The sequence below is a fragment of the Coleofasciculus sp. F4-SAH-05 genome, assembly GCF_040222985.1.
GTDB classification, from domain to species: Bacteria; Cyanobacteriota; Cyanobacteriia; order Cyanobacteriales; family Coleofasciculaceae; genus Coleofasciculus; species Coleofasciculus chthonoplastes.
Genome location: NZ_JAVKBY010000229.1, coordinates 1 through 18,763 on the forward strand (window position 1 = coordinate 1; position 18,763 = coordinate 18,763).

General features: G+C 43.8%; 13 protein-coding genes. 10 read left to right on the top strand and 3 right to left on the bottom strand.

What is annotated here, in order from left to right; translation table 11 throughout:
• Positions 1-93: 93 nt before the first annotated feature.
• Positions 94-1,083 (bottom strand): stage II sporulation protein M, encoded by a 990-nt coding sequence (locus RIG27_RS27770; RefSeq protein ID WP_446350376.1) that lies wholly within the window; start codon positions 1,081-1,083, stop codon positions 94-96.
• An 82-nt stretch (positions 1,084-1,165) separates the two neighbouring features.
• Between RIG27_RS27770 and RIG27_RS27775 the strand changes: the two genes are divergently transcribed.
• The 4 genes from RIG27_RS27775 to RIG27_RS27790 all read left to right on the top strand — a co-directional run bounded on the left by RIG27_RS27775 (position 1,166) and on the right by RIG27_RS27790 (position 6,452).
• Positions 1,166-2,101, top strand: a complete 936-nt coding sequence (locus tag RIG27_RS27775) for a hypothetical protein (RefSeq protein WP_446350377.1) — start codon at positions 1,166-1,168, stop codon at positions 2,099-2,101.
• A gap of 20 nt (positions 2,102-2,121) precedes the next feature.
• Positions 2,122-2,931: an RDD family protein gene (locus RIG27_RS27780; protein ID WP_446350378.1), complete on the top strand. Its 810-nt coding sequence runs from the start codon at positions 2,122-2,124 to the stop codon at positions 2,929-2,931.
• Between the two features lie 272 nt (positions 2,932-3,203).
• Positions 3,204-4,526: an RNA-guided endonuclease InsQ/TnpB family protein gene (locus RIG27_RS27785; RefSeq protein WP_446350379.1), complete on the top strand. Its 1,323-nt coding sequence runs from the start codon at positions 3,204-3,206 to the stop codon at positions 4,524-4,526.
• Between the two features lie 21 nt (positions 4,527-4,547).
• On the top strand, positions 4,548-6,452 hold the full coding sequence (locus RIG27_RS27790) for a protein kinase domain-containing protein (protein ID WP_446350380.1): 1,905 nt from the start codon (positions 4,548-4,550) through the stop codon (positions 6,450-6,452).
• A gap of 94 nt (positions 6,453-6,546) precedes the next feature.
• Here RIG27_RS27790 and RIG27_RS27795 read toward each other — a convergent pair whose 3' ends face one another.
• Both RIG27_RS27795 and RIG27_RS27800 read right to left on the bottom strand, forming a co-directional pair.
• Positions 6,547-9,036, bottom strand: coding sequence for a CHASE2 domain-containing protein (locus RIG27_RS27795; RefSeq protein WP_446350381.1), 2,490 nt, complete (start codon positions 9,034-9,036; stop codon positions 6,547-6,549).
• Complete coding sequence (locus RIG27_RS27800; RefSeq protein WP_446350382.1) at positions 9,033-10,427, bottom strand: AAA-like domain-containing protein; 1,395 nt, start codon at positions 10,425-10,427, stop codon at positions 9,033-9,035. Before RIG27_RS27800 ends, RIG27_RS27795 begins: the two co-directional genes overlap by 4 nt.
• Before the next feature lie 855 nt (positions 10,428-11,282).
• Between RIG27_RS27800 and RIG27_RS27805 the strand changes: the two genes are divergently transcribed.
• The 6 genes from RIG27_RS27805 to RIG27_RS27830 form a co-directional block, all read left to right on the top strand.
• A complete protein-coding gene (locus tag RIG27_RS27805) occupies positions 11,283-11,510 on the top strand; it encodes a hypothetical protein (protein ID WP_446350383.1) in 228 nt (75 codons plus the stop codon).
• A gap of 176 nt (positions 11,511-11,686) precedes the next feature.
• On the top strand, positions 11,687-13,837 hold the full coding sequence (locus tag RIG27_RS27810) for a cell wall hydrolase (RefSeq protein WP_446350384.1): 2,151 nt from the start codon (positions 11,687-11,689) through the stop codon (positions 13,835-13,837).
• Positions 13,838-13,911: 74 nt separating this feature from the next.
• Positions 13,912-14,688, top strand: coding sequence for a D-Ala-D-Ala carboxypeptidase family metallohydrolase (locus RIG27_RS27815; RefSeq protein ID WP_446350385.1), 777 nt, complete (start codon positions 13,912-13,914; stop codon positions 14,686-14,688).
• A gap of 113 nt (positions 14,689-14,801) precedes the next feature.
• Positions 14,802-15,746 (top strand): trypsin-like serine peptidase, encoded by a 945-nt coding sequence (locus RIG27_RS27820; protein ID WP_446350386.1) that lies wholly within the window; start codon positions 14,802-14,804, stop codon positions 15,744-15,746.
• A gap of 20 nt (positions 15,747-15,766) precedes the next feature.
• Positions 15,767-16,225, top strand: a complete 459-nt coding sequence (locus RIG27_RS27825; protein ID WP_446350387.1) for a calcium-binding protein — start codon at positions 15,767-15,769, stop codon at positions 16,223-16,225.
• A 609-nt stretch (positions 16,226-16,834) separates the two neighbouring features.
• The coding region (locus tag RIG27_RS27830; protein WP_446350388.1) for a filamentous hemagglutinin N-terminal domain-containing protein at positions 16,835-18,763 on the top strand (1,929 nt) is incomplete at its 3' end.

Sequence of the window (18,763 nt, forward strand, 5' to 3'; positions counted from 1 at the left end):
ATTGAGCCTGTCGAAATTCAGGGTCAACACCGAGCGTAGCCGAGGTGTTGAGTGCCGACACTGCCAGAGTGAAGCAGGAAGTAAGCATCAAGGTTAGATTTGACTACGGTTGATCAGTTTTGAGTAGGTCTTATGTAACGGACGAGTACAGTAGAGGACTAAAAGGGTAAACAGTCCCACACCAGCCACATATTTAATCAAATCTGGAACCAGAGGACTCGGTGAGAAAAAACCTTCAATAATCCCAGCAATAATTAGCATTGGTACAATACCAAAGACTAACTGGGCGGCTTGAGACCCATACACTTTAATCGCATCCACCCGACGATATTGTCCAGGAAACAGAATTCCGCGACCAATTAACAAACCTGCACCGCCGGCGAGGAAAATAGCGGGAAGTTCCAGGGAACCATGGGGGAAGACAAACGCCCAGAAGGGATACGCCAAATTATTTTGACCGACTAAGGTGGCGACAGCACCAATATGCAAGCCGTTGAATGCCATCAAGAAGATCGTATAAGCACCCGCTGTAATGCCACCCGCAACCGCGCCAAAGGAGACGCGGATATTGTTAATCATAATATTGCTAGAGGCTAACGGTTCAATGCCCACAATCGAACCCATCCATAATTCTCCGCGATCGCGCACCTTCTCGATCAAATGATCCGGAACCACCAGCGACATAAACACCGGATCAGTCCAAGCCAACCACCACGCCACCAGCGCCGCCCCTAAAAAAATTGCTGTGGCGATGGCGGTATAACCCCAAGTGCGCTGCACCACCTCTGGAAACCCCCAGCGACAAAACTGCCACACGGCTTGCCATTCCTGACGCCGAGAACCTTGATAAATTTGGTTATAGCCGCGAGAGGTCAACCGTTGTAACTCTTGCACCACGATAGTTCCCACCTGGTTGGTTCTCGCCCGGGCTAAATCCGCCGATACCGAACGATATAAACTCGCCAGTTCCCGAATTTCCCCCGCCTGTAACGACTTTAATCCTTTTTTTTCCACTTGCCGCAACAGAGTATCCAACCGCTTCCAATTGGGTTCCCGCCGCGCAATCCAACGTTGAATATTCATGAAATTTCACTGAAGATTCTGCCTAACTTAGCTTAAGATAGCTTTAAATTCAGCCTTTCACCGATCAGGAGATGTTTAGCCAATGTCCCAGAATCCCGACCCCCGCCAATCCATGGGACCCTTGAGTGTGGGTAATGTAGTTAGCGCTGGATTGGTGCTTTACCGTTCTCACTTACAGATGTATCTCAGTGTTGCCCTTATCGCAACATTATGGTTAGCACCCGCCAATATAATCTTCTTTTTATTATCTTCGGCTTGGTCGGGAATAGCTTCTCCATTTTTACCATCTTGGTTACTCTTTTTAATTTGGATACCCTTGATGATTTTGGGATTGTCTAAATATTTGGTGAATTCGGCGTTAATATCGCGTTTAGCTTTTAGGGAATTAATCAGTCAACCTGAACGGATGAGCGAAGCTCGTCGTCAGCTTAATGACCGGAATTGGTCATTCTTTAGAATTGCATTTCAAGTCGGATTGTTATTAGTTTTAGTCTATATCGCCCTAGCTATTGTCGCCGTTTTGGTGGCGGTTATTCTCCGCATCATCATCGATTTAGTCTTGGGCGGACTCTTCGCTAATCCATTCACACGTTCTATCGTAGCAACAATTATTGGTGGAGTCATTGCCGTGGTTATTCTTTTAGGTGGATTAACCTGGTTCTTCGCTCGGTGGCTGATTGCTGAAGTTCCCTTAGCGGTTGAAGAAGAAGTGAATGGCAAACAAAGTATTGATAGAAGTTGGGAGTTAAGTAAAAACTCAGCTTTCCGAATTCAAGGGATCGTTTTAATTACATTCTTAGTCACCTTACCGATTCTGATACTGACTGGCTATGCACCGCAGATTTTTCTCCTACAACTTGAACCTGGATCAAGCCTTTACTGGATGGTTTATTTAGTTTCGTTTATTGCTAGTTTAGTGGGGGGAATTTTAGTCTTACCCTTCTGGCAAGCCATTAAAGCTGTGGTTTACTATGACCTCCGCAGTCGTCGAGAAGGTTTGGGAATGCAGCTACGCTAAACTTATGAATTCTATCTGCCATGCGATTTTTTAACCGAGTCACGCTGCAAACTCCAGAAAGTGTTGAACTAGAATTCACGCTCGCCGGAATCGGCAATCGAGCCTATGCCCTGTTAATTGACTATATTGTTTGGGGCTTAATTCTAATTGTTTTCCTACTTACTTGGGCATTTTTATCGATTCAATTTATCGGTGTTATTGAAAATTTAATCGGCAGTGAAACCCGATTAGAGCTTTGGTTAATTTCCATCCAACTCTTACTTTACTTTTTTATCTATGTCGGTTACTTTGTTTTCTTTGAAACCTTATGGCAAGGGCAAACGCCAGGAAAGCGCTATGTCAAAATTCGCGTCATTCGCGATGATGGCAGACCCGTGAGACTTCAACAAGCTACGTTACGGGCTTTACTACGACCCGTTGATGATTTATTTTTTCTGGGAGTATTTTTTATCGCCTTAGGAAAACGCGAAAAGCGGATTGGAGATTGGGTAGCCGGAACCTTAGTGATTCAGGAAGAACAACCGATTACATCCACCAACTTTTCGGTCTCGGAATCAGCCCAAACTCTGGCAAATCGACTCCAGACTCAAAGTGATTTATCTCGCTTGTTACCCGATGATTTTGCCGTCATTCGAGAGTATTTGCAACGGCGTGGAGGGATGACAGCAGAAGCCCGCACGCAGTTAAGCCGACAATTAGCAACTCAGGTCAAAGACATCATTGACCTGGAAAATGTGCCTCAAAAGGTGACGGCAAATGTCTTTCTTGAGGCGGTGTATCTAGCCTATCAGCAGCAATCTGCGACTGACTCTAGCCGTTACTCTGGATAAACTGAAAATTAGTGATCCAGATCATTGCCAGCAAAGGGAGGGCTGAACTTAAACAACTTGCTACCGCGATCGGTCAAACTGGGAATACTTGATTGGGTACTTGTGATAGAGTAAGCCTTTCAATGATCGCCCGATTGCGATTATCCTAAAAAAGAAGGGGTGCAAAAGTCTATCGAATCCAACTTCAGCTATTATCCGCAGGAGCCTCACGCTGGAATCTTTGATGAGCGCGATGAGAAGAATGCGGGATAGATTTGCGGTACAATACTAACATGAAACTAGCCTACCAGTACAAACTGCAACCAACTTACTTACAGCGTTGCCGCATAAATAAGTGGCTGGATATGCTGCGACTCCAGTACAATTACCTGTTGGCAGATAGGTTTGACTGGTGGGAAATGAATCGTTGCCCTGTTAATGCCTGCCCATTAATTTGTAGTATTACTCAACCCAGAGAAAAACCTGAATATTACGGTCAGAAACGCTCTCTGGTATCTCTCAAAAAAGAGAGGGAATGGTACGCGGATATTCACGCTGATGTCCTACAGGACATGGTGAAGCGAGTAGACCTGGCGTTCAAAAGGTTTATCAAGGGAGACAGTAAAGGTAAACGTAGCGGCAAGCCAAGGTTTAAAGGCAAAAACCGTTACCGGACTTATGGTTACTCTAGAGTTAAACCTGATTGCATCCAGGGTAATCGAATCACTCTACCTAAGCTGGGTGAGGTTAAATTAATCCAACACCGTCCTATTCCCGATGGATTTACTATTAAACGCGCATTAATCACCAAAAAAGCTGACGGCTTTTATGTAACTTTAACTTTAGAGGACAAGTCTGTACCTGATGCTCCAACCATCGACATCCAACCAACTGAAACCAACAGTATCGGGGTAGATGCTGGACTGGAATATTTCATTGCTTGTTCGGATGGTGATACAAAAGAGCCTCCTAGGTTTTACAGGCAGTCTGAAGAAAAACTAGGCAGGCTTCAAGCTAAACGGGAATTAAAACCGAAAGGCTCAACATCTCGTCGTAAGCTCAACGAGCGTATAGCCAAGCTTCATCAAAAAATTGCCAGACAGAGGAAACAATGGCATTTTGAGTTAGCTGGCGAATTGGTGAATAAGGCGGATGTCATCTTTATCGAAGACTTAAAAATTGTTAACCTGATCCGACGCAACAAGCCTAAACAAACAGAGGATGGAACCTTCCTTGCTAATGGGCAAGCTGCCAAATCGGGTCTAAACAAAAGTTTTGCTGATGCTGGGATAGCTGGGTTTCTGAATGAAATTTTGCCTGACAAAGCCGCGAAAGCTGGTAGGCAGATCATAAAGGTTAACCCAGCAGGTACGTCTCAATATTGTGCAAATTGTCTAAACGAAGTTCCCAAAGAATTATCTGATCGTTGGCACAGTTGTCCGCATTGCGGTGTCCAAATGCCACGGGATGTTAACTCTGGGATACTTATCAAAAAAGTGGGGTTGGGCGTTCGCCTCACTATAAAACGCGAATCCCGTAAAGGGAGGAGAAGCCTACGGTTTAGCCCTGAGCTTCGACAGGCTCAGCTACCGCGTAGTCGAAGGGCTAATCTTTGATTGACCGTAGGAGTACGTCACATGGCTTACGCTGACAACCTAGATACAACTCTCATGACCGATATTATACTTAGTGGGCGCTACCGCGTTATTCGTCAGCTTGGAGCGGGTGGGTTTGGAACCACCTTTCTCGCAGCAGATCAACAATTACCAGGTCATCCTTGGTGTGTTGTCAAGCAACTGAAGCCAAAAACCACTGATCCGGCGATGTTGCAGACAGCCAGACGTTTATTCAATACCGAAGCTGAGGTTCTGTACAAATTAGGAAACCATGAGCAAATTCCGCGACTGTTTGCTCACTTTGAAGAAAATCAAGAATTTTATTTAGTCCAAGAATTTATCGAAGGTGATAGTCTATCTAAACTTTTACCCCAGGGTAAGCCATTAAAAGAAGCAATTGTTATTCGGCTATTACAAGAGATTTTAAGGATTCTGGAATTTGTTCACCAGCATCAAGTGATTCACCGGGATCTTAAACCCGCCAATATCATCAAACGTAAATCCGATAATAAAATTGTTTTAATTGATTTTGGCGCGGTTAAACAAATCAGTACTCAAAGTGTGGAAACCCAGGAACCAACGGCGCTGACGATTGCTGTTGGTTCAGCCGGCTATATGCCCAACGAACAATTAGCCGGAAAACCTCGCTTTAGCAGTGATATCTATGCGGTGGGGATGATTGGTCTCCAAGCTTTGACTGGATTACACCCCAAACAATTGCCCCAAGACCCGGAAACCAGTGAATTTAGCTGGCGCAATCAACTCGATATCAGCCCAGGACTTGGTTATGTAATTGATAAAATGGTGCGCTATGACTTCCGTCAGCGTTACCGTTCCGTCACAGCCGTTCTGGCTGATCTGAATAATTTGAGGCATTACAATTCGGGTATCATTACATTCCATTCAGGGAGAGGAACCCTTGGGCAAAGGGGGAAAACCCAAGAGTCAAAATTGACCGATATACCCACTAGGATGTTAAGGAAAACTAGCGGAGCAACGGGTCAGTCGGGCATGAGAAATTCTGCCCAATCGTTGACCGGAACAGGAGAAAAATCGGCAGCGACATCGCGCAAACATCCTCGAAATTCAGCGGTCAACAATCCCACATCAGAGACAAATCTTGATAACCAAGATGCTACGGCGCGATGGGATTATGCTCCGGACGCACCAACGCAGATTATCAAGAATGAATCGGAAGCGAGTCCCCGGAGAGCGGTTGCGTCCAAGTCCAATCTCTCTAAATCCTTCTCTCCAGCCAAAAAACCGATTCAGTCGAATTGGCTCAATCTGCTGAAAGAGAAAAAAGCCAAATGGATAGCAGCCGTTGGCTTGCTGATTGTGGGAGTAGCGGTGACTCCTTTCTATGTGTATTGGCAACAGCGTCCGTTTTCTAATCAGGTTTCTTCTCCATCCACAGACACCGCCAACGATAGCGAGTCAACTGTCTCAGAGAATCAAAACACCGCCAAATCTGCTCTATCTCTAAATGAACCTCAACCGATTTTACCCACGCACACGCTACTGACACCCTCCCCATTGCCGCCGATTGATTTAGCCGGGGAATTAGAGGCAAAATCCTTTATTAATTCGGTGAATAAAAGCCAACAAATTTTCTATTTACAACATGAAAAATTTGCCTCTAGCTTCGAGGAGTTGGCAATTCCATTCCAATCACAACCTGAATCTTACCAGTATCAGATAGTCTCCGCGAATCAACAGGAGGCTCTGGTTACAGCGCAAGCCAAAAAACCGGATTTAAGGAGTTATACCGGAGCAGTGTTTGTCACGGGAGAATCAACGAGTGATCAAATTTGTCAAACGAATCAACCGTCACAAACGCCTCCCAGTCAACCGGAAGTGGTGGAGAATACTATTCAATGTCCAGGGGGTTCTTCCCCTCCATCCCAAAAAAGTAATCAGTCATAAAATGGAGGATTAGGCAGAATTTTGGATTATTTTGACTGCTAACTGGGGTTACTAAATCAACGTTCTTGCAGTGTACGTGAGCAAGATGCTCACACTACGGATTAATCTTAAATCGAGATAAAACAATCAGCATACCTCCAGTCATAACCAAGGCTAAAGCGGCGGGAACGAGGGGTATCCAACCGCCTTGCAGGAAAAGAACCCAGCCGCTTCCGTATAAAATAGCGATCGCGACTCCGCCTCGAACCAGAAACCCTCGCGGTGAGCGGGAATTTTGGGCGAGGAGTCCGCCGATTAAAGACCAACCGCAAATCCACAGGATCTCAATGGGTTCTAACCACCACCAGATCAGGGGTCGATGTTCTAAAACAGCACTGAGAATTTGACTGACCATCTGCGCTTGAATTTCTATTCCGGTCATGGTTTGAACGGTTCCTTGTGCTTTACTATAGGGAGTCAGCCAACGATGATCGTTAAAACTGGGAGCCGTGGTACCAATTAAAACAATACGATTTTTGATTTGGTTCGGATTAAATTGATCTGTAAGGACATCGGTGAGCGTAATTTTCTCAGCAATCTGATTCGTGGCGCGGTAATTGAGTAAGATTTGGTGACCACTGGAATCAATATTAGAATAGCCACCTGCATTTTTGTCTACGGTTTTAAATACGGTTGAACCCAACTGAAGATATCCCTCTGGATTGAGTTGCGGTTCAATTCCTTGAGTAGCTAGGTAATGACTAGCAACTTGTATACTAAAAGCGTATGGATTTTGGCAGGGTGAAGCGTCAGAAACAGCGAGAAGATGACGACGCAGAATATCATCGGTATCCAGGATAACGTTATTAAAGCCTTGTTGTTCCCTTGACACTTCTGGTGGCGGTACAACGCCAGGATTACCGTAATGGCAAATGGTAAACAAGCGATCGCTCGTTTCCATGGCTTGGGCTAACTCTGGATAGTTGTCCTCTACAGGGCGATCGCGATAAATGTCTAAGCCAATGGTTTGGGGTTGATACGACTCTAATTTAGCCAGGAGTTGAGCAAAGGCGCGATCCGATAGAGACGCACCCACTCGTTCGGTTGCGGGTTGAGCCTGAACGTCTTTTTCGGTAATCTCCACAATTAAAAGTCGTTCATCGGGTTCTTCCTGGGGTTGTAACCGCATCAGGTGATCAAAGACTTGAAGTTCCCAAGACTCCAACCCACCGCGCGATCGCACTCCCAAAACCAGACTTGTCGCGATCGCACTGGCGATTAGTACCCTTAACCCAACCCACCACCACGGTTCTTTGCGGAAGTCTACAGGTAATACTTGGCTCTCAGATGGAGGAATTGGCGAAATCGGAATCGCTTCTGGAGGATTGTTCCATGATTCCGGTTCAATCTCCTTGATATCTTGGGGTATTTTCGCCTTTTTGTCGGTTGCCTTGTCTACTCGGATTGGAGATGAGTTCAATGCGATTAGTTTAGCACTCACCCAATTTAAATCAAAGACGGATTCGTAGATAGGATTATAAACTCGTAAATAACCCTCTTGTTTGGTGACTATTCCCGATAGCCGTAATTCCATCTGTTCATCAGAATTTATTGCGGCATTTTTTCCATATTGGAGAATTTCATGATATAATAATAGCAATCGTTCACTGTCACGAGCATTCCGCAAAATCCGATCGCGAATAGTTTTTAGATGCTCTGGATCATCATGGGCTTCCCAATGTTCTACAATCTGCTTTTGCACGAACTGTTCTACCCATTTGGGTTCTTCACCAGGGGGAATACTGTCAACTTCCTGACTTTGAACGAAACCAGACTGAGCGATAAGCCAACAGAGTTTCTGGGTCAGAAATGGTTGTCCTCCTGTCCAATATAATATTTCTTTTAACAGGGCTTGAGGATGATTAGACCGACCAACCAATCCGGCGACTAAAGCTCCACTTTCATGGAATTGGAAGCCTCTGAGTTCGATGGCGCGACCAATGTTAAAAGGAGTAGCATTTTTATCTTGGATTAAATCCGATGGCGTGGCGACGCCTAATAGAGCAAAAGTGAGGCGTTTATAGTCAAGTTTAGAGGCTCGCTTATCATAGCAATTACGGATTAGAGCAAAAAATTCATCGGTGAGGAAATTTAAGCTGAGAATACTATCAATTTCATCGATAAAAATGACGATATTTTGGGGGATTTGCAGCAACAGGGTTTCGATGAATTCTCCCAACCGTTGTACTGGGGAGAGATCCTCGCGATCGCGTAACCAATGGCGTCGATTGATCGGCAAGTCAAAACCACTGATCAGTTCTTGAATAATTCCACCATACCATTGTTGTGCCGTAATTTGTTGGCTCCCAATTCCAGTCAGTTCAATCTCGGCACAGACAATTCCTTGGGCTTGCAGTTTGTCCATGGTACGAATTCGCAGCGAGGATTTACCCATTTGTCTGGAATTGAGAACATAGCAATATTCCCCTGCTAATAAGGCGTTAAATAAGTCTGAATCTGCCTGTCGTACCACATAGGTTGAAGAATCTGGGGGTAAACTGCCACCAATTTGATACCTGTACGTTGGCTGAAGTTCAGTATTCATTCAATGTCTCCTAAATACTGATGAAAATACAAACGATATAAGTTACAATGCGGCTCTATTTGATTCCCCGATAGTTTGATCAATCCCAGGCTTTGGAGTTGATAGGCTGATATAGGTTCCAGTTGGATCGGGATGGTTGCGGTTACCACCTGTTTAAATGCTGTAGCGAGTTCAGGATGCGATCGCAGATGTAACCAGTTTTCCCGCAAATGGCTGGCGTAAATTCCGGCTTCGGTGGGGGCTTCTGCTAGGAGCTGCTCTAGGGTAATTTCTGGATTACTTTTCAGGTGAGTAAAGGCTTGCTCCAAGAGATAAGGATGTCCCCCCACCATCTGCATTAGGGGTTGGATTAGACTCATATCTGGTTCTAATTCATGATACTGGGCAAAAGTTTGTACCTGTTCTGGGGTAAAATCGGATAGTTCTATAGGTAAGCCGACATTAAAGGGAGATTGATTAATATTTAAGCGGATATACACATCCGTTGAATGGACAATAATTAATCGTAATTTTTTCCAGAGTTGGCGACTCCTGGTTTTTTCATACCAGGAACGCATAAGTCCAAAAAAGTCTTCATAAACTTCGGGATGGGGGAAGAGCAAATCCACATCATCGAAACAGAGAACTAAGGGGGTATTGGCATTGGCTAGGAGATAGTCTTCAAAGTAGGTAGTGCAGCTTACTTTTGACCCCATATAGTCTTCATCCCAATACTCATCTAACTGATTGGGTAAATGGAGTTCGTGAGTCAAATTAATACACAACCAGCGTAAGAATTTATCCAAATTGGTGAAATGTTTGCTGCTATCTGCTAGGTTCAAGCTTACACTAGCGGTGCGGTAGCCTTGAGTAGCGAGTTGAGCCAATACTCGAGTCACGAGAAATGTTTTACCCATGAGGCTAGGTGCTTTAATCCGTATTAGCGCCCCCGGTTGGGATAGGGTTTTCGCGCAGATGGTTTCTAGGGGAGAGCGCTCCACATAGCGATCGGGTGTCAAGGCGGCTGGTGCTTCGGGAGTGGTTTGGCATAACTCTGTACTTTGCTGTTTTGGGGAGGCTGAAGGCAAAGGATAATTATGATTTTGGCTGAGGGGATTGGTTGAGTCAGTAGCCGCCATTTTCTGTTGCCAATATGCCTCTAAAACTTGTTTTAAGTTACTTTTTTTGACTCTCTCACCCAAGGCATCCGTTAAGGTTTTCCACAGTTTTGGGGCTACATCTTGACTGATATAACTGGTCGAATATTGATTTTGTGCCGCAATTTGATCGTACTCTTGTCTATCCCAAGATCCTTTGAGAACGATTACTTCAACATCGGTTAAGCTGCGGTGGGTTTGATCGGATACAGCTTGGTTCGCTATTTGTACTGCCTGTTCTCGGTTAAATTTCATGGTCGAGCATCCTTAACGGTTAGGGGTTTAGGACTTACGCAAAGGCTCTATATGTAGGGTGCTATCTTCGTAGCGTAACCCACCTTAATCAATATATATGGTGTGGCTGCGTAAGTCTTGGGGTTATAGCGTTTCTTTTGTGGGGGCGCAAGGATGGTGCCCCTACCTTTTCGTGTCTCATCTATGTCTATTAAAAAGGGAATTCTTGGTGCAGAACCCCCCGTTAGGTATCAAATTCAATCGGGTTATTACTATCAGAAGATATCAAAAGCTATCACAACCCAGCCGTGGGAGGTTTATCGCAGTTCCCAATTGCGTGAGGTACACCCTCCCTGTAGCTGACTTTTCACGCCATATTGAAAAATCAACATCAAACCCTTTCCCCCCAGCCCCCTTCCCACCCCTCTCGTTCTCCCCTACAAGGGGAGATGACAAAGGATGCTTCGCTTTTTTTGCACGGAAGGGGGAGCCTCAAAGCCTCTCTCCTTGCAGGAGAGAGGTTTGGAGAGAGGTTTTCTAGATCCCGACCAAAAGTAAGTCCCTGTATGGGCACTATCCTTGCGCCCTCATCCCCAGCCCTGATCATGTACCTCACCACACCGGTAAACCCTATATATATGACTGAAACCTGAATTATCCTGAATTATCCTGAATTATCCTGAATTCACTTAATTTTCATACTACCTATTTTTCCTCAACTCTGCCGTTGATTTTACCAGCACAATGGCAATTGAAAGTGAAGTTGAGGAGGAATTAAACATGAAACCTCCATCATAAGAGCTAGGAAATATTCAATTTTTACAACAAACACAACCCAACAATCCACGAACTTTAATGTTATAAGGAGAAACAACTATGAGCTTTGGAGTTCCCACACCATCAACAACTGTAACAGCAACCGACGACAATAACATTGATGGCTTGCTAGATGGAGCTAAGTGGAAATCTAACTCAGTGAGCTTTAGCTTCACTAACAGCATCAATGACTATGAATCTGGTTATCCAAACCGTGCGGATCATGCTGATATAGCAACCGCCATAGCGGTTAGGACACATCATTTAGTAGATATTTTCAACGGCTAGGGTGATTAATAAGCTGTATCCCTGACGGGTTCTGGGTTTGAGGACAATCACCCAAAACCGAGGGGTTCGGAAATATTGAAAAGCCGGCTGGTACTGGGTTTGGGAGTTTTTTTAAAAGATACTGCTTGTCCGTCGAAGTCTGAAATAGTTTATTTTGTTTAGGTTTGAGATTTAATATGGCTACTAGACCATCGAATTACTTTACCCGCATAGCAGATGTTCCAGTTCATTATGATCGTCTCTCATCCCGTGACTACGGAACACGAGGGGTTTCTACTAGATTTTATGCAACTACTGAGGCTGAGCGAAAACTCGATCAATGTTTCTTTGAACTATGGGATCTTTGTCCTTATGGAAAAGCCGAGGTAATAACATCTGCTGGAACTTGGGTAAATAAGCGCAGTTATCATGGCAAAGGTCGAGCTTTTGATCTTGATGGAATCTTTTGGTCTGACAGAACGTTTGTCACTCTCTGGGATGGTCATCAGAGAGGAGATCGTAGATTTTACTTCGGGGTCGAAGCTATTTTAAGAAAGCATTTTGGGACAGTGTTAAATTATTTATATGATGCTGCCCATCGAGATCATTTTCACCTTGACGACGGAACAAGTGTCGGCTTTAAATCAGTTTTCAAAAGCAGAGTGCTTTTTCTGCAAGGAGCTCTAGTCCATGTTTTCGGTATTTCTGTAGGTTCATCAGGGATTGATGGTAAATACGGACGAGATACGAAATCTGCGCTGCAACAAGCTTTATCTCACTTGAGTATTACTGGAAATATTTCTAATCGTAGCGTTTGGTTGCAATTTTTAACTGGTATCGCTAATACTGCTTTTGGTTCGGACTCTATTTCTCGCAGAGAAATTGCGATAGTAAAACCAAATTCTAGACAAGAGTTTTCTCAAAACGAAAATATTGAGTTTGAGATAACAGGTGACAGTAATATTCAGACTATAACAATTGTCTCTGATGAATCTGAAACAGTAGCTCAACGGGAATCATCTAGTAAATGGAGCGCTCTTGATGCTCAATCTTTAAAGTTTGGAGAAAAAACATTTAGAATTAGAGGTTTTGACAATACTAATCGGTTAGTAGCAGAGTCTTTAGTTGATATTATTTTAAGACGTTCTTCAGCAGAAGATTATACTCCACCTGAAGGAGTTGTAAAGTTTTTAGGTGATATTCGATATGGTCTTGATAAAGCTACTCAAATGAGTGCGCCTTTTGTCGATTGTAAGATAATGCTCGAATTAGAGGGGGGACAGTTTTATTTTGACTCAGAAATGACTGTCACTATTGATGGTTCTCCAAAAGCTCCAGAAATAGATCCTTGTTGTGGTCTAACCGAAACACTTTTGAGATATCCTAATTCAATTGGACAAAAACAATATATCAATTCAGAGGATGTGCCTTATATAGCTCTTCCTGATAATTATGGAGAGCTAGGCATTTTTTTAGGTGATATTGTTGCTGTTATTTATGATGAACAAATTGAGTTTGCTATTTTTGCCAATGTGAGTCGCTGTTCTAATAAACTTGTCAGTGGTTCTATTGCACTTTTGCAATCTTTATTAGGAAATAACGACTTCCCAAGTGATATCAGCACGACCGGAATTACTGAAGATGTTGTCTATATTATTTTTCCTGGGTCTGGAAATAATACTCCTCAATCTCCAGAAGCAATTCGTTATAAAGGACGACTTCTATTAAAGCAACTAGGTGGTCAACTACCTGGAGACGATCTAGTACCTGAAACTATTCGTCGAGAATATAGTGATGTCTTTAAACAACTTTCAGGACAATCTTTAGAAAAGTTAGAGGAAAACATCATCAATCAAACTCTAAGAGAGGTTGTGTTAAAAGAGCAGGAAACATTACCGGAAAGTCTAACTCCTGAAATCACATTAGAATCTCTTGCCAATGACATAGACATTTTGGCTAGAACTATCTACGGTGAAGCCAGGGGAGAATCGGATCAAGGTAAAGAAGCAGTCGCTTGGAGTGTGATTAATCGAGTTAATTATGCTCAAGCTCGTGGTGGTTATTGGTGGGGAAATACGATTCGTGATGTCTGTCTCAAACCTTGGCAGTATTCCTGCTGGAATCGCAATAATCCTAATCGACCTGTGATTCTTAATGTCACCGCTAGCAATTCAGTTTTTGCTCGCTGTCTAAAAATTGCTGAGGATGTAATTGCTCGGCGAATTTCTACACCCGTGGATGATGCCACGCATTATTACGCTGACTATATAAGTCCACCATTCTGGGTTCGTTCAGGTACATTTGTAATCAAAATAGGGGTTCACTTGTTTTATAAAGATGTTCCCTGATTGTTTGAGCAAAAAAAGGTGAATTAAAACCATCGGATTTAGAGTGTACTTCATTTCTGTTTAAGGAGAAACCAATGAAACGTTTATTTTCTGTAGTAATGAGCATCTTTCTACTTGTCTTCATTACTTTAAACTTATCTTCTGCAAGTGCTTTAGCACAAAATAATAGTGATTTTTTAAATTCGGAAGAAAAGCCAACTCTAGAATCCCTTGAAAATCATCTCAAAACCATAGAGTTACTTTTACTCTCAACTCAAGGAGATCAGCCCGAACCGGAAGAAACCACAGAAATTGTAGAAACAGAAAGCCTTCAGCAAGAATCAGGTCAATCTGGCTTAGTTTCAGAAGCGGTTAATATGGGAACGTTGAATCAATTCAAAGCCAGAATTGATAGCTGGTCTGGACTTCCCAATTTCAGTGGCAATGAAATTACCCGATTACTTTATAACAAGTGTCGTGGTCTTCAAAACTCCGTTCCGCCTTCAAAAGTTTGGAATAATATTGCTCCCACTCTAGCTGTTTTACAAAGGTTACGCACTGATTTAGGTACACCTATAAATATGACTAGTGTTTACCGTCATCCTGATTACAATACATGTGTTGATGGAGTAGCAAATTCCTTTCATTCTCTGAGATATGATAATAAAAGTATGACTGCCATTGATTTTTATGCTAATTCCGGGAATCCACGGGCTTGGACAAAAAAATTGAGAAGTTACCGAGGTCAGACCTTTACTAATCCTGCAACTGAAGGTACTTTTACTTTCGCTGGTGGTATTGGTACATACGGCACTTTTACCCACATCGATACACGAGGCTATAACAGCGACTTTGGACCTAACAATTTCTAAATAGGTATCTTAAGCTAGGGCTTGCTGAAAAAGTCTCCAGAGCGAATCTAGATGCCATACAGCTTACCTAGTGGTAGTTGCGTTAAACATAAGTAAACAAGGAGAAGCAAATAATGTTTGAAAGAAAAGCACTACCGGCACCGTCACCAGCTCAAATTCCAGCCAATTTACAGGATGCCTTAAACACAACATTGACCGATATAGAGAGTATTCAAGGGCAGATTCGTCAACTGGAATCTCAGTTGGAAGAGCGAATGGGAGAGGCTCAAATATTTGCCGCTGCCACAGAAACAATATGTGGTAAATTTGATGATAAGCAGCACGTCGAACAGTACGATGGAAGCTTAGGAGTTGCGCGTGAATTTGTTGTCGAGCATGAAAGACCGATCGGGCAGATCCAATGGTTAACGAATCTTGGTAATTCATTTAATGGTCCTAACGATGACCCAGGCAATGTAGAGGGAGCAAGGTGGTGCAGCGGCGCGATGATTTCTGATGATCTGTTTCTAACTGCTGGACATTGCTTCGCCCAAACAGGTGGCGGATGGAAAAGGCCAAGAAGGAATGGTAAAATCATCTCTAGGGAAGAGATTGCGACCTTAATGCAGGTAAATTTCAACTTCCAACTCAGTCCAACTGGCCAGTTACGACAAGAGGAAAGTTTTCGGATTATAGAGTTAGTTGAATTTTTTCTAGAAGGTAATATAGATTTTGCTCTTGTGCGGCTTGCTTCTAATAAACAGGGAGAAATGCCAGGTCGCAAGTATGGAACTCTAAGTATTTCCGCAACGGATTTGACGGCATCAGGAGCTATGCTCTGTGTAATTCAGCATCCGGCAGGTCAACCGAAGCAGATTGAAGCAGGACCACTGATCAGGCATTCTGGAGGACGGTTGTTCTACGACGATATCGACACCAATGGGGGTTCATCTGGTTCACCAATTCTTGGTCCACTAGGAAATATTGTCGGTGTTCACACTAATGGTGGGTGCAGCACGTTTAGCGGCGAAAATAAGGGTGTATCTATAGGAATAATTCGCCAGCTATTAAATCTATAGATGCATTGATTCTAAATGGTTTGAAATTTGGTGATGATAATCTTTCTGGGGGTACTGGAAACGATACGCTCACTGGTGCAGGGGGTAACGATACCCTCGTTGGGGGCAGCGGTTCCGATACGTTGAGCGGAACCAACAGTATCTTAGACGGTGCGGGTGAAATCGATATCATCAACCCAGGTTACTATGATGCTAGCGATCGGATTATTCTCGGCACCAGTAGCTCAATCTATTATAACGGTGCTGGACTCGATTACGCTGTCATTGACGATTTCGACCGATATAGTTACTCCGGTGAAACTGAGTTCGACAAGCTTCAAATTCATGGCTCACTATCAAATTACCGTTTGAGTTCATACACGGGTACAGTCAGTGGTATTTCCATGAATAACGGAACACGAATTGGTTTAGGATCTGAAATCATTGCTTATGTGGATTCTAGTGGTTTATTGACATCGGCTGACTTTATCACTGTCTAAAGTTGTCAAGTCTCTGAACTAGGACTAATGCCGATTAATTCACGTTAAACTCAGAGCTTGCACCTGTCCCATTAACCAGCCTTGGGTTTAAACCCAAGGCTAAACGCTCAAGTCAGCTAAAGCTGACTGAATAAAATTTTGAGTAAACCACATATTAACTGTATATTCTATTCAAGTAGATAGCCGTTTATCAGGACGTGATGTACACCAAAATGTCTGTAGGGGCACCATCCTTGCGCCCACACCTAATACCAAGTTGCAGTCTAAGGTAGAACTTGTCATGCTGAGTGGAGTCCGGAGCGAAGCGGAGGAACGAAACGAAGCATCTGGGAAACCCTTCACGACCTTCGAGGGCAGGCTCCGTGTAGCTCGCGCATCTGTCCAGATTCTAAAGCTCGTTCCTCGCTATAGCTTCGCTTCACGCTTCGCTCGTCCTAGACATGATAGAACGCAACTCGGTATAAGCACCTCGTTCTCTGAGAAACGCCATACATCATTTATGTAGAGACGCGCCATGGCGCGTCTGGAACAATGATGCCGAAAGTCCTAATCGATGTGTCTACTGCTATATTAATTAACCAGTCTTCCCACTCAAAGGATAGGAGAAAAATGAAACAAATCATCCGTTACCTTTGCCGTGTCAGCAGTATCGCCCTTAGCGTTCTGGCAGCAATCAGTCCAGCTAAAAGCCAAATTGAGGCGGATAATACACTTCCGGTAAATTCTCAGGTAACCGGGTGTCCAATTTGCCTGATAGAAGGAGGGACAGTGCGAGGAGGAAATCTGTTCCACAGTTTTGAAGAGTTTTCTGTGCCGACAGGGGGCGAAGCATTCTTTGATAATGCTTTAGATATTCAGAACATTTTGGGTCGGGTAACGGGTTCTACTCTCTCGAATATTGATGGCTTAATTCTGGCAAATGGCACAGCCAATCTATTTTTAATTAATCCCAATGGAATTATTTTTGGCGAGAATGCCCAGTTAGATATTGGCGGTTCCTTTGTCGCCTCTACAGCTAATGCCATTGGTTTTGGTAATCAAGGCGTTTTTAGTGCAACTGAACCAGAGGCTCCGCCTTTACTCACAGTTAACCCAGATGCGCTTTTCTTTAATCAATTAGCGGCTCAAGGAGTGAGTTCGATTGAATTGAGAGGTTCTCTATCTGTACCGTTGGGGGAAAGTTTATTACTTGTGGGGGGAAATATAGCACCAGATGCGACTTCAACGGGGGAACTATTAATTGATGGTGGTACTTTAGCAGCCTTCGGTGGCAGAGTGGAATTAGCAGGAGTCGGCGCACCGGGAGCGGTGGGATTAGCGGTTAAGAATGGGAGTTTAGGGTTGGATTTTCCAGCGGATTTGGCGCGGACAGATATTTCAATTTTTGATAGCATTATTGATGTGGCAGAAGCTGGTGGGGGTGATATTGTTATTTATCCTAGAGATTTGTTTATTGGCAATAGTCAACTCTCGGCGGGAATATTCTCAGGTTTGGGTGCAGTCGATGCTCAAGCTGGGGATATTACCATTGATGCGACTGGAACCGTGGTTGTAGCCGAAGGGGTGATTAGTAATAATGTTGAAGCTGGAGCCACAGGAATAGGAGGAGATGTCAGGATTACAGCTTCCTCACTTTCTGTAACGAATGGCGCTCGAATTAATGCAACTACTTCGGGAGTTGGAGATGCAGGTAAGATAGTAATTCGGGCAACCGATAGCGTCTTATTGGATGGAGAAGATAGTCAAGGATTCTCTAGTGGTGTTTTTAGTCAAGTGGCACCGGGAGCCAAGGGTAATTCTGGGGGCGTGGAAATTTTTAGTGGCTCTTTAACTGTAACCAACGGCGCTCAAATTGATGCAACTACATTTGGAGAAGGAGATGCCGGTAAGATAGTAATTCGGGCGACTGATAGCATCTTATTGGATGGGGAAGATAGTCAAGGAGACATTAGTGGTGTTTTTAGTACAGTTGATTTTGAAGCCAAGGGTGATTCTGGGGGTGTGAACATTTATAGTGGCTCTTTAAGCGCAATCAATGGCGCTCAAATTGATGCCACTACCTTTGCAGAAGGAGATGCGGGTAAGGTGGTGATTCGGGCGACTGATAGCATCTTATTGGATGGGGAAGATAGTCAAGGATTCTCTAGTGGTGTTTTTAGTACAGTGCAACCGATAGCCAACGGAAATTCTGAGGGAGTGGAAATTAAGAGTGGCTCTTTAACCGTAACTAATGGTGCTCGAATTAATGCCTCTACCTTGGGAGAAGGAAATGCGGGTAAGATAGTAATTCGGGCAACCGATAGCATCTTATTGGATGGGGAAGATAGTCAAGGAGACATTAGTGGTGTTTTTAGTACAGTGCAACCGGGAGCCAAGGGAAATTCTCGGGGTGTGGAAATTTTTAGTGGCTCTTTAACTGCAACCAATGGCGCTAGAATTTCTGCCACTACCTTTGCAGAAGGAGATGCCGGGAAGATAGTAATTCTGGCGACTGATAGCATTTTATTGGATGGGGAAGATAGTCAAGGAAACCGCAGT